The organism is Streptomyces sp. NPDC090741 (genome assembly GCF_044769045.1).
Classification (GTDB): Bacteria; Actinomycetota; Actinomycetes; order Streptomycetales; family Streptomycetaceae; genus Streptomyces.
In genome coordinates this window covers 223966-238088 of the sequence record NZ_JBIVXF010000014.1, presented here as the reverse complement: position 1 = coordinate 238088, position 14123 = coordinate 223966, and the positions used below count along the sequence as shown (strand labels likewise).

Below are 14123 nucleotides of genomic sequence, written 5' to 3'. Positions count from 1 at the left end.
TGGTCGTTGGCTCCGCTGGCGGATGATCTTTCGGTCGCGTATGCGGCTCGGGTGGACGGTGGGGTGCCCGGCTGGGCTCCGTTGCCGGTGCAGTACGCGGATTACGCGCTGTGGCAGGCGGAGGTTCTCGGTGACGAGGGCGATCCGTCGAGCCCGGTCGGCCGCCAGATCGACTACTGGCGCTCCGCACTGGACGGCGTACCCGAACTGATCGAACTCCCCCTCGACCGACCGCGTCCGCAGACTCCCTCGTACCGCGGCGGCGTGGCCCGCTTCGGGACCGACGCCGCGTTGCACGGCCGTCTGCTGGCCGTGGCCCGCGAGTGCGGGGTGACCCCGTTCATGGTGGTGCAGGCCGCGGTCGCGGTGCTGCTCTCGCGCATGGGCGCCGGGACGGACGTGCCGCTGGGCACGGTCGTGGCCGGCCGCTCGGACCAGGCGCTCGACGGCCTGATCGGGTTCTTCGTGAACACGCTCGTGCTGCGCACGGACGTGTCGGGCGACCCGTCGGTGCGCGAGCTGCTGGCCCGGGTGCGGGAGACGGACCTGGCGGCGTACGCGCACCAGGACGTGCCCTTCGAGCGCCTGGTCGAAGTGGTGAGCCCGCAGCGTTCGCTGGCCCATCACCCGCTGTTCCAGGTGATGGTCGTCCTCGACAACAACTCCGAGGCCGGATTCGACCTCCCCGGCCTCGACGCCGGATACGAGGGCGCCGACCTCGGCGTGGCCAAGTTCGACCTGACCTTCCACCTGGAGGAGACCTCCGACGGGCTCAGCGGAGAGGTCCAGTACGCCTCGGACCTGTTCGACGGGGCGAGCGCCGACGCGCTGGGCGAGCGGTTCGTCCGGGTGCTGGAGGGGCTGGTCGCCGATGTGGACGGCCCGGTCTCGGCGGTGGACGTGCTGTCGGCCGCCGAGCGCGGCCGGATGCTGGAGGAGTGGGCGGCTGACGCGTCTTGCGATGCGGTGAGTGACGGGCAGTCCTTCCCGGAGCTGTTCGCGGCCCGGGTGGCTGCCGACCCCTCGGCGCCCGCGCTGGCGTTCGAGGGCGACGAGCTGACGTACGGCGAGCTGGCGGCGCGCGTGGACGCGTTCGCCGGACACCTCGCCTCGCACGGTGTGGGGCCGGAGTCCGTGGTGGCCGTGGCGCTGCCGCGGTCGGTGGACCTGGTGGTGTCGCTGCTGGCGGTGCTGCGGGCGGGCGGTGCGTACGTGCCGGTCGACCCGAACTACCCGGCGGACCGGGTGGCGTACATGCTCTCGGACTCCCGGCCACTGCTGCTGATCACCGATGGCGCGACGCTGCCGGGGCTCGGCGAGCGCACGGTCCCCGTCGTGCTCGTCGACGGGCTGGAACCGTCCGGTGAGGTGGCGCCTGCGCACGTGCAGCTGCACGCCGACCACCCGGCCTACGTGATCTACACGTCGGGTTCGACGGGCCGGCCCAAGGGCGTCGTCGTGCCGCACGGCGGCATCGCCTCCCTGGCGCGGGCCCAGCAGGACGCCTTCGGTGTGGGTCCGGGCAGCCGGGTACTGCAGTTCGCGGCGCTGAGCTTCGACGCGGCGGCCTGGGAGATCGTGATGGGTCTGCTGTCGGGGGCGACCCTGGTGCTCGCCCCGGCCGAGCGGCTGATGCCCGGTCCCGACCTGGCCGCGCTGTGCGCGGAGCGGGCCGTGACGCACGTGACCCTGCCGCCCACGGCACTGGCGGTGCTCCCGGAGGACGCCCTGCCGGCCGGCGCGACGCTCGTCGTGGCGGGCGAGGCGTGCCCGCCGGAACTAGTCGCCCGCTGGTCGGTGGGACGCCGGATGATCAACGCCTACGGCCCGACCGAGACGACCGTGTGCGCCACGATGAGCGCGCCGCTGTCCGGCGAGGTCGTACCGCCGATCGGCCGTCCGATCACCGGGGCGCGGGTCTACGTGCTGGACGCGGCCCTGCGTCCGGTGGCCCCCGGCGTCACCGGCGAGCTGTACGTGGCGGGTGCGGGCCTGGCCCGCGGATATCTCGGCCGTCCGTCGCTGACGGGCGAGCGGTTCCTCGCGGACCCGTTCGGCCCCGCCGGCTCGCGGATGTACCGCACCGGCGACCTGGCCCGGTGGAGCGCCGACGGCGAACTGTCGTACCAGGGCCGGGCGGACACGCAGGTCAAGCTGCGCGGCTTCCGCATCGAGCTCGGCGAGGTCGAGTCCGCGCTGAACGCCGTGGACGGCGTGGGCCGGGCCACCGCCGTGGTGCGCGAGGACCGTCCGGGTGACCGGCGTCTGGTGGCCTACTACGTGGGTGACGCGGACCCGGCGGCGGTACGGGCACGGATCGCCTCCGGCCTGCCGGACTACATGGTTCCGGCAGCCCTGGTGGTCCTGGACGAGATCCCGCTGATGCCCAACGGCAAGGTCGACCGGGCGGCGCTCCCCGCACCCCGGTGGAGTGCCACCGCCGCAGGCGGCGGCCGCCGGCCCGCCGACGCCCGCGAGGAACTGCTCTGCCAGATCTTCGCCGACGTCCTCGACCTGCCCGCCGTCGACCCCGACGACAGCTTCTTCGACCTCGGGGGCGACAGCATCATGTCCATCCAGGTGGTCAGCCGGGCCCGGTCGGGCGGACTGCTGGTCGCGACCCGGGACGTCTTCCGGGAGCGCACTCCCGCCCTCCTGGCCCAGGTGGCCACCGAGGTGCCGACCACGGCGGAGGACCGGGACGCGGGTACGGGCACCTTCGCGCCCACCCCGATCATGCGCTGGCTGGAGGACTACGACGCCACCGACGGCTTCAACCAGTCGATGGCCGTACGGGTCCCCGCGGGCCTGGACGAGCAGGCACTGGTCCGGGCCGCCCAGGCCCTGATCGACCACCACGACGTCCTACGGCTGCGGCACCACCCGGACGGCACGTACGAGGTACGCGAGCGCGGCGCCGTACCGGTCTCGGTCGTGCGCGTCGGCTCCGGCGACGGCGAAGCCGCGGAGACGGCCCGCCGGGAACTGTCCCCGGCGGCCGGTGAGGTGGCACGGTTCGTCTGGTTCGACGCCGGACCCGACGCGTCGGGCACGCTGCTGATCGTCCTGCACCACCTGGTCGTGGACGCGGTGTCGTGGCAGATCCTGCTGCCCGACCTCGCCGCCGCGTACGAGACGGCCGCAGCGGGACGGGCCCCCGAGCTCGCCCCGGTGGCCACCTCGTACCGGACCTGGTCGGGGCACCTGCAGGCCGCGGACCGGCGGGCCGAACTCCCGGTGTGGCAGGAGATCGCCGCGACCGCGGATCCGCTCCTCGGCACCCGCCGGCTGGACCCGGCGCTCGACACCGCGGCCACGGCCCGGGAGATCGAGCTGACGCTGGCACCGGAGGTCACCGAGGCGCTGCTCACCAGGATCCCGGCGAGCGTCAACGGCAACGTCAACGACGTCCTGCTGTACGGCCTGGCGACCGCGGTCGCCGAAGGCCGCGGCGCCGGACCGGTGCTCGTCGACCTGGAGGGCCACGGGCGCGAACACGTCGCCGACGGGGTGGACACCTCCCGCACGGTCGGCTGGTTCACCAGCCTCTACCCGGTCCGGCTCCACCCGGAGGGCCGCACGCCCACGGACCGGCTCAAGCGGGTCAAGGAGCAGTTGCGCGCCTTCCCGGACAACGGCGTCGGATACGGAATCCTGCGCCACCTCGGCAAGGAGCCCGGCCTGGCCGTCGCACCGCAGATCGGCTTCAACTACCTGGGCCGGTACACGGACGGCGACGACACGGGCGCCGACTGGCAGACCGTCGACGGGCCGGTGCCCGCACCGAGGTCGCCGGAGATGCCGATGACGCACGCGGTGGAGATCACCGCGGTCACCGAGAACCACGAGGGTCGTCCGCGCCTCGTCGCCACCTGGGCCTGGGCTGACGGGCTGCTCGACGAGTCCGAGGTACGGCGGCTGGCGCACGCATGGTTCGACGCGCTCACCGAGCTCGCGGACGAGCGGCCCGACACGGTCGGGCTGACGCCGTCCGACCTGAGCGACGACCTGACACAGAGCGAGATCGACAGCCTTGAGGCTGAACTGGGGGACTGGTAATGAAGCGCTCGCGCCTCGAAGACGTACTGCCGCTGACACCGTTGCAGGAGGGGCTGCTGTTCCACTCCCTCTACGACGACGAGGCGGTGGACGTCTACAACACCCAGCTCGTACTCGAGCTGTCCGGTGAGGTGGACGGGTCCGTGCTGCGCCGCAGCGCCGAAGCCGTCCTGCAGCGGCACGCCAACCTCAGGGCCGGCTTCCGGCTGCGGGCGAACGGCCGGCCGATGCAGATCATCCCGCGGGACGTGACGCCCGGCTGGTCCGAACTGACCCTTCCGGCCGAGGAACTGGACGCGTTCCTGACGACCGAGAGGGCCACCCGGTTCGACCTGGGCCGGCCGCCGCTGATCCGGTTCAGCCTGGTCCACCTCGGACCCGGCGAGCACCGGCTGGTGATGACCAACCACCACATCCTGCTCGACGGCTGGTCGGCGCCGCTGCTCGTCGGCGAGCTCTTCGAGGTCTACGAGGCGGGCGGCAGCACCGACGGGCTGCCCCGGGTCACCCCCTACCGGGAGTATCTGGGCTGGCTCGGCCGGCAGGACGCGGACGCCGGAGCGCAGGCGTGGCAGGAGGCCCTCGCCGGTCTCGACGGGCCGACCACGGTGGCCCCCGGCGCCCCCGCGGGCACGGTGCTGCCCGAGCGGATCACGGCCGAGCTGTCGCCCGGGGCGACCGCGCGGCTGGTCGGGATGGCGGCCGAGCGCGGCCTGACCGTGAACACCCTGGTGCAGGGTGCCTGGGGAATGGTGCTCGGACAGCTCACCGGCCGCAGCGACGTGGTCTTCGGCGCCACGGTCTCCGGCCGGCCGGCCGACCTGCCCGGCGTCGAGAGCATGATCGGCCTCTTCATCAACACGGTTCCGGTGCGGGTCGGGCTCGACCCCGCCGTGCCGTTCGCCGAGGCCGTCGGCGCCCTCCAGCGCCGGCAGGGCGACCTGCTCGACCACCACCACGTCAGCCTCGCCGAGATCCAGCGGAGGGCGGGCCTGGGAGAGCTCTTCGACTCGATCCTCGTCTTCGAGAACTACCCCTTCGAAGAGGAGGGGGAGGGCCCGGAGGAGAAGCTCAGGATCACCGACATCGACGGCGGCGGCGCGACCCACTACCCGCTCAGCCTCATCACCGGCGTCTTGGGCGACCGTCTCGTCCTGCGGCTCGACGTCCGCCCCGCGCAGTTCGACCGGGCGCAGGGCACCGCCATCGCCGCCCGGTTCCTCCAGGTCCTCGAAACCGTCGCCGCCGACCCCGACCTCCCCGTCGGCCGCATCGACGTGACCCTGCCCGCAGAGCGCGAGCAGGTCGTCCGGACATGGAACGCCACGGATCTCGAACTGCCCGCCGCCGTGCTGCCCGAGCTGCTCGACGCCCGGGCGGTCCGCACCCCCGACCGGGTCGCGCTGGTCATGGAGGGCGAGGAGGTCACGTACGGGGAACTGCACGCACGGGCCAACCGGCTGGCCCGCCACCTCGTCGGCCGGGGCGCCGGTCCGGGTGAGCTCGTGGCCCTCGCCGTGCCCCGCTCGGTGGACCTCCTCGTCGGGCTGCTCGCGATCGTGAAGACGGGCGCGGCGTACCTGCCGGTGGACGTCGGCTACCCGGCCGACCGCATCGCCTACATGCTGGCCGACGCCGCCCCGATCTGCGTGCTGGACAGCGCGTACTTCGCCGGTGCGGACGCGGAGGGACACGAGGACACCCCGCTCACCGACGCCGACCGGAGCCGCCCGCTGCTCCCGGCCGACCCGGCGTACGTCATGTACACCTCCGGATCGACGGGCCGCCCCAAGGGCGTCGTCGTCCCGCACGCCGCGGTCGTGAACCGGCTCGACGGCATGCAGCGCGCCTACCCCCTCGCGGCCGACGACCGGGTGCTGCAGAAGACCGCCACCAGCTTCGACGTGTCGGTCTGGGAGTTCTTCTGGCCGCTGCTGCAGGGCGCCACGATGGTGATGGCCAAGCCGGACGGGCACCGCGACCCCGAGTACCTCGCCGAGCTGATCCGGGCCGAGCGGGTGACGACGCTCCACTTCATCCCCGCGATGCTCTCGGCCTTCGTGCAGACGCCGCAGGCCGCCGGCTGCACCAGCCTGCGCCGCGTGTTCTGCGGCGGAGAGGCCCTGCCCGCGGATCTGCACCGGAGCTTCCGCGACCTCCTCGGCATCCCCCTGCACCATCTGTACGGCCCGACCGAGGCCACCGTCGACGTCACGGCATGGGACGGCGGCCAGGAGATAGGCCCGGGCAACGCGCCGATCGGCTTCCCCGTCTGGAACACCCGCGTCTACGTGCTCGACCGGGCGATGCGCCCGGTCCCGCCCGGCGTCGTGGGAGAGCTCTACCTCGCGGGCGTTCAGCTCGCACACGGCTACCTGCAACGGCCCGGCCTCAGCGCGGAGCGATTCGTGGCCGACCCGTTCGGCCCGGCGGGTTCCCGGATGTACCGCTCCGGCGACCTGGGCCGGTGGAACCCCGACGGTTCCATCCAGTTCGCCGGCCGCGCCGACCGCCAGGTCAAGGTGCGCGGCGTCCGGATCGAGCTCGACGAGATCCGCGCCACAGCGGCCGAGCTGACCGAGGTCGGCCAGGCCGTCGTCACCGTCTCCGACGAGCGCCTCGTCGCGTACGTCGTCCCGGCCGGCCCCTCAGCGCCCGGCGAGGGCGGCGACCGGGTCGGCGACGACCTGATCCGCACCGTCCGGGAGCACCTCGCCGCGCGGCTGCCCGAGGTGCTCGTACCCGGCGCGATCGTGCTCCTGGACGCCCTGCCGCTGACCCCCAGCGGCAAGCTCGACACCGCCGCCCTGCCCACGCCCGAATTCGCGCCCGCCCCGGCGGGACGGGCCGCGGCGACACCGCAGCAGGAGATCCTCTGCGGCCTGTTCGCCGAGGTGCTCGGCCTGCGGCGGACCAGTGCCGACGACGACTTCTTCGCGCTCGGCGGGCACTCGCTGCTCGCCACCCGGCTGGTCAGCCGTATCCGTTCCACCTTCAACGTCGAGCTGCCGATCCGCGCGCTGTTCGAGGCGCCGACGCCGGCCGGGATAGCCGCCCGCCTCGACACGGCGGCCACCGCCCGGCCGCCGATCCTCGTCGCGGAACGGCCGGAGCATCCGCCGCTGTCGTACGCGCAGCGGCGCCTGTGGTTCCTGTACCGGCTCGAAGGGCCCGGCGCCACCTACAACCTGCCGATCGCGCTGCGCCTGACCGGCCGGCTGGACCGGTCCGCGCTGCAGGCCGCGATCACCGACGTGGTCGAGCGGCACGAGGCCCTGCGGACCGCCTTCCCCGACTTCGCGGGCACGCCCTACCAGCAGGTCCTGCCCGCCGACGTCGAGCTGCGGGTGGAACCCTTCTCCCCGCAGGCCCTCGACGCGGCCGTCGCGTACGCCTTCCACCTGGAGCGGGAAGCCCCGCTGCGCGTCACGCTCTTCGAGTCCGGCCCCGAGGAGCACACCCTGCTGCTGCTCCTGCACCACATCGCCGGTGACGGCTGGTCCGCCGCCCCGCTCGCGGGCGACCTCGCGACCGCGTACGCGGCCCGTCTGACCGGTGAGGGCCCCACCTGGCCGGAACTGCGCGTGCAGTACGCCGACTTCGCGCTGTGGCAGCGTGAACTCCTCGCCGGAGAGGAGGATCCGGACAGCCTCATCGCCCGTCAGCTCGACTACTGGCGCACGACGCTGGCCGGTGCTCCCGAACTCCTCGAACTGCCCACCGACCGGCCGCGTCCCGCGGTCGCCGGGAACGGCGGCGGGGTCGTGGAGCTGGCCGTGCCCGCCGCTGCCCACGGTGCGCTCGTGGCGCTGGCCAGGGCCCAGCAGGCGAGCGTGTTCATGGTGGTCCAGGCCGGTATCGCGGCCCTGCTGACCCGGATGGGCGCGGGCGCCGACATCCCCCTGGGCACGGCGATCGCCGGCCGTACGGACGAGGCGCTCGACGACCTCGTCGGATTCTTCGTCAACACGCTGGTGCTGCGTACCGACGTCTCGGGCGATCCGTCCTTCGCCGAGCTGCTGCGCCGCGTCCGCACGGCCGACCTGGCCGCCTACTCCCACCAGGACGTGCCGTTCGAGCGGCTGGTGGAGGTGCTCAATCCGGCCAGGTCGCTGGCCCACCACCCGCTCTTCCAGGTGATGCTGACGTTCGCGAACACCGCGGACGGCGACTTCGGCATGGCCGGCCTGGAGGTCGTCCGGGAGCAGCTCGGCGCGGACAGCGCCAAGCTCGACCTGTCGTTCTTCCTCGCCGAGGAGCACACCGAGGACGGCCGTCCGGACGGGCTGCACGGCGCGATCCAGTACGCCACCGACCTGTTCGAGGCCGAGACCGTGCAGGCGATGGCCGACCGTCTGGTCCGGCTGCTCACCGCGGCCGCGGCCGACCCGGACCTCCCGGTCGGCGATCTTCCGATCCTGTCCGAGGAGGAACGCCACGGCGTCCTGGTCGGCTGGAACGACCCGGGGCACGACGTGCCCCGGACGACCGTGCCGGAGCTGTTCGCCGCGCAGGCGGCCAGGACCCCCGGAGCCGTCGCCGTGGTGTGCGGGGACGACCGCATCACCTACGCCGAACTGGCCGACCGGGTCGAACGGCTGGCGCGGGTCCTGGTCGCGCGGGGGGCCCGCCCCGAGACGTTCGTGGCGATCGCCCTGCCGAAGTCCGTCGACCTGGTGGTGGCGGTGCTCGCCGTGTTCCGGGCCGGGGCGGCCTACCTGCCGCTGGATCCCGAGCACCCGGCCGACCGGCTCGGCTTCGTCCTCGACGACGTCGGTCCGGTGCTGGTGCTGACCACCACGACGACCGAACTCCCCGGAACGCGGCCGCGCCTCCACCTGGACGCGGACCTCTCGCCCGACGCGGACGCGGACGCGGACACCGGCACGGACGCGGCGCGGACGGCACGGCTGCCGGAGTTCGTACCGGACAGCGCCGCCGCGTACGTGATCTTCACCTCCGGTTCCACCGGCAGGCCGAAGGGCGTCGTGGTCGAGCACCGCTCGCTCAACTCGTACCTGGCATGGGCCCGGAACGCCTACGACTCCGTCGAGCGCGGTGCGCTCGTGCACTCGCCGATCTCCTTCGACCTCACCGTGACCGGCATCTTCGCGCCCCTGACGGCCGGCGGCGCCGTGGACCTCGTCGACCTGAAGGGCGACGCCCCCGTCACCCGGCCCGCCTTCGTCAAGGCCACGCCGAGCCACCTCTCGCTGCTGCTGAACCTGCCGGACGCGTTCTCCCCGACCGAGCAGCTCGTCCTCGGCGGCGAGTCGCTGATGGGCGAACTGCTCGACGAGTGGCGCCGCCGCCACCCCGGCGTGACCGTGGTCAACGAGTACGGCCCCACGGAGACGACCGTGGGCTGCACCGAATTCCGCATCGCCCCCGGCGAGGCCGTCCCCAGCGGTGTCATCACCATCGGCCGGCCGGTCTGGAACACCCGGATGTACGTGCTCGACGCGAAGCTGCGGCCGCTGCCCGTCGGAGTGACCGGTGAGCTCTACATCGCGGGCGACCTGGTCACCCGCGGCTACCTCAACCGGCTCGGCCTGACCGCGACCAAGTTCGTCGCGGACCCGTACGGCCCCGCGGGATCGCGGATGTACCGCTCCGGCGACCTGGGCCGGTGGAACCGCAACGGCGAACTGGAGTTCGTTGCCCGCGTCGACCACCAGGTGAAGCTGCGGGGCTTCCGGATCGAGCTGGGCGAGGTCGAGTCGGCCGTCGCCAAGCACCCGGACGTGGCGCACGCCGCCGCCGTGCTGCGCGAGGACCGGCCGGGGGACAAGCGCCTGGTGGCGTACGTGACACCCGCCGGGCTCGACCTGGAGGCCGTGCGGGCGTACGCCGCCGGGCAGCTGCCCGAGTACATGGCGCCGTCCGCGTACGTGGCGATGGACCGGCTGCCCTTCACCGGCAACGGAAAGCTGGACCGGGACGCGCTGCCCGCACCCGAAGCGGTGGTCACCTCCGCCCGGGCTCCCAGGGACGCCCGCGAGGAAGTCCTGTGCGCGATCTTCGCCGAGAGCCTGGGCGTGCCCGAGGTCGGCGTCGACGACGTCTTCTTCGACCTCGGCGGGCACTCGCTGCTGGCCGCCCGGGTCGTCGCCCGGGTCCGCGACGAGCTCGGCGTCGAGGTCGGTATCCGGAACCTCTTCGAGGCCCCCACCGTCGCCGGGCTCGCCGCGCGGATCGCCGAGCTGCAACCGGCCGCGGGGCCGACCCGCCCCGCACTCGCCCCGCGCCCGCGGCCCGAGCGGGTGCCCCTGTCGGCAGCCCAGCGCCGTCTGTGGTTCATGTACCGCTTCGAGGGTCCGTCGCCCACGTACAACGTCCCGCTGGCGCTGCGGCTCACCGGCCGGGTCGACCGGACCGCGCTGCGGGCCGCCCTCGCCGACGTGGTGGGACGGCACGAGAGCCTGCGCACCGTCTTCGGTGACGAGGGGGGCGTGCCCCATCAGCGGGTCGTGACCGAGGAACCGGTTCTCGAGGAGGTCACCGGCGGCGACGTCGTTGCCGCGGCCGGGTACGCGTTCGAACTCGACCGCGAACTCCCCATCCGATCCTGGCTCTTCACCCAGGACGGCGATGAGCACGTCCTGCTCGTGCTCGTGCACCACATCGTCAGCGACGGCTGGTCGATGGGACCGCTCCTGCGCGACCTGGGCACTGCGTACGAGGCCCGCCGCGCCGGACGCGCCCCGCAGTGGACGCCGCTTCCGGTGCAGTACGCCGACCACGCCATCTGGCAGCAGGAGGTCCTCGGCGAGGAGAGCGACCCGGACAGCGTGCTGGCCCGCCAGACCGCATTCTGGCGCGACACCCTCGCGGGCGCGCCCGAGCTGCTGGACCTGCCCGTCGACCGGCCCCGGCCGGCCGCCCTCAGCCACCGCGGTGGCTCGGCGCCGCTGACGGTCGGTCCCGATCTGTACCGCGCCGTCACGGACCTGGCCCGCCGCCGGCACGCGAGCGTGTTCATGGTGCTGCAGGCCGCGCTCGCCGCCCTGCTCACCCGGTACGGCAGCGGTACGGACATCCCGCTCGGCTGCGCGGTCGCCGGACGCGACGAGGAGGCGGCCCGCGACCTGGTCGGCTTCTTCGTCAACACGGTCGTGCTGCGCACCGACGTCTCCGGCAGCCCCTCGCTGCACGAGCTCGTCGACCGGGTACGGGAGACCGACCTGGCCGCCTTCGCCCACCAGGACGTGCCGTTCGAGCGGCTCGTGGAGGTGCTCAACCCCGCCCGCTCGCTGGCCCACCACCCCCTCTTTCAGGTGATGCTCACGCTGCAGAACCTCGACGTCTCGGAGCCGGAACTCGCGGGCCTGGTGGTCCGCGGTGAGCAGGTCGACACGGAGTCCGCCAAGGTGGATCTGGCGTTCGTCCTGGAGGAGGACGAGACCTCGGGGCTGAACGGGATCGTGCGGTACGCCACCGATCTGTTCGACCACGAAACCGCCCGCAGCCTGGCCGACGCACTGGTCCGACTGCTCGCCGCCGCCGTGGCCGCCCCCGACGAGCCCCTCGACCGGCTCGACGTCCTCGGTCCCGAGCTGGGCCGGCTGGTCCTCGACGGGTGGAACGACACGGCTCGCGAGATGCCCCCGCTCACCTGGCCGGAGCTCTTCGCCCGACAGGTGGCCCGGACCCCGGACCACCCCGCCGTGCAGGAGGGCGCCGAGACGCTCAGCTACGCGGAGCTGGACCTGCGCGCCAACCGGCTCGCACATCTGCTGCGCGAGCGGGGCGCGGGACCGGGGGAGATCGTCGCACTGCGGCTGCCCCGGTCGGCCGATCTGGTGGTCGCCGTGCTGGCGACGCTGAAGGCGGGGGCCGCGTACCTGCCGGTCGACCCCGACTACCCGGCCGAGCGGATCGCGTTCATGCTCGACGACGCCCGCCCGGTGTGCGAGCTCTCGCCCGCCTCCTTCCCGGTCCCGGACGGGCTCCCCGGTACGGAGCCGGTCGTTCCGCGGCGCCTCGACGACGCCGCGTACGTCATCTACACCTCCGGTTCGACGGGCCGGCCCAAGGGCGTCGTCGTGTCGCACCGCGGCATCGCGAGCCTGGTCGTCAACCAGGCCGAGCGCTACGAGGCCGGTACGGGCCACCGCGTCGCACAGCTCATCTCCCCGAGCTTCGACGCGAGCGTCTCCGAACTGTGCCTCGCCCTGCTCACCGGCTCCTGCCTCGTGATCCCCCCGGGCGTCCTGGCCGGCGAGGAACTCGCCGCCTTCCTCGCCGACCGGCGCATCACGCACGCGCACCTCACCCCGGCCGTGATGTCGGGCCTGCCGCGGATCGAACTGCCCGCCCTGCGGATGATCGTCACCGGCGGCGACGTCCCCCCGGCGGACTTGATCGCGCACTGGTCCGAAGGCCGCAGGCTCGTCAACGCGTACGGCCCGACCGAGGCCACCGTGGACGTCGCGTCCTGGGTCCACGACGCCCCCGGCCGGCAACCCATCCCGATCGGCCGGCCCATCGCCAACGCGGCCGCGTACGTGCTCGACCCGTACCTGCGGCCGGTCCCGCCCGGTGTGGCGGGAGAGCTGTACACGGCCGGCCCCGGACTGGCCCGCGGCTACCTCGACCGTCCCGGCCTGACCGCCGAACGGTTCGTCGCGAACCCGTTCGTCCCCGGCGGCCGGATGTACCGCACCGGAGACCTCGTCCGGTGGGACCGCGAAGGTCTGCTGGTGTTCGTCGGCCGGGCCGACACGCAGGTCAAGCTCCGCGGCCTGCGCATCGAGCTCGGCGAGATCGAGTCCGCGATCGCCGAGCAGCCTGGCGTCACCCACGCCGCCGCGGCCGTCCACGGCGACCGGCTCGTCGGCTACGCGGTCCCGGCCACCGGGGCGCAGCTGGATCCCCGGGAACTGCGCACCCGGCTCGCCGCGGCGCTGCCGGCGCACATGGTGCCCGGCGTGATCGTGGTGCTGGAAGGCCTGCCGCTGAGTCCCAGCAACAAGCTCGACCGCAAGGCCCTGCCCGTACCCGAGGTGACCGGGGCGACGGCCGGGCGCGATCCGCGCAGCCTGCGTGAGGAACTGCTCTGCGGCCTCTTCGCGGAAGCCCTCGAACTGCCCCGGGTCGGCGTCGACGCGAACTTCTTCGAGCTTGGCGGCCACTCGCTGCTCGCGATGCGGCTCGCCACCCGGATCAGCACCGCGCTCGACGTCGTGACGGATGTGCGGACCCTCTTCGAGGCACCCACCCCGGCCCTGCTCGCCACGCGGCTCGACACCCCCGACGACACCGGGCCCATGGTGGTGCTGCGCCGCGGCGGCGACCGCCCCTCGCTGTTCTGCGCCCCTCCGTCGCTCGGACTGAGCTGGTGCTACGCCGGACTCCTGCGCGGGCTGCCCGAGGACGTGGGCCTGTACGGCCTGCAGGCGCGGGGACTCGACGGCCTGGGACCGCTCCCGCAGTCGCTGGCCGACTGGGCGCTCGACGCCGTCGAGCAGATCCGCGCCGTGCAGCCGCAGGGCCCGTACCACCTGCTGGGGTACTCGACCGGCGGTAACGTCGCGCACGCCATCGCCACCACCCTGCAGGAGCAGGGTGAGCAGGTGGCCCTGCTGGCCATCATGGACGCGAGGCCGGGCGACCCCGCCCAGGAAGGCCCGGTGGAGGGACACCGGCTGCTCACCGCCGCTGACGTGCTTGCCCGGGTGAGCGACGACGCGGGCGGCGACCCGGACGACCGCGGTGACGAGGCGCAGCAGCGGGAGCGGGGACTCGGCCTGGTGGAAGACGTCCTCGGCGGCGAGGCCGACGAGCGGCTCTTCGACGTCATGATCAACACGATCATGGTGGTCACCGCGCACCGGCCCGCCGCGTACAAGGGCGAAGTCTCCCTGATCACTTCGGGCGGGGAGCAGGGGGCGGCGAAGCTGGCCTCCGCCTGGGCCCCCTACGTGGACGGGGAGCTGAAGGTCACCCCGGTCGACTGCTCGCACGACGACCTGCTGGAGCCGGCCCTGCTGCGCGACGTGGCCACAGGGGTCGCGGGGATCTTCGAATGCGGTCCGGAAAGGGTCGTAATAGAGGACCGATAA

2 protein-coding genes are annotated in these 14123 nt (G+C 73.4%); both read left to right on the top strand.

Annotation, left to right across the window (positions count from 1 at the left end):
• The first annotated feature begins 6 nt into the window (after positions 1–6).
• The gene (locus ACIQU4_RS31955; RefSeq protein WP_403738121.1) at positions 7–4059 is read left to right on the top strand and encodes an amino acid adenylation domain-containing protein; all 4053 of its coding nucleotides are present in this window, start codon (positions 7–9) and stop codon (positions 4057–4059) included.
• A complete protein-coding gene (locus tag ACIQU4_RS31950) occupies positions 4059–14123 on the top strand; it encodes an amino acid adenylation domain-containing protein (protein WP_403738091.1) in 10065 nt (3354 codons plus the stop codon). Before ACIQU4_RS31955 ends, ACIQU4_RS31950 begins: the two co-directional genes overlap by 1 nt.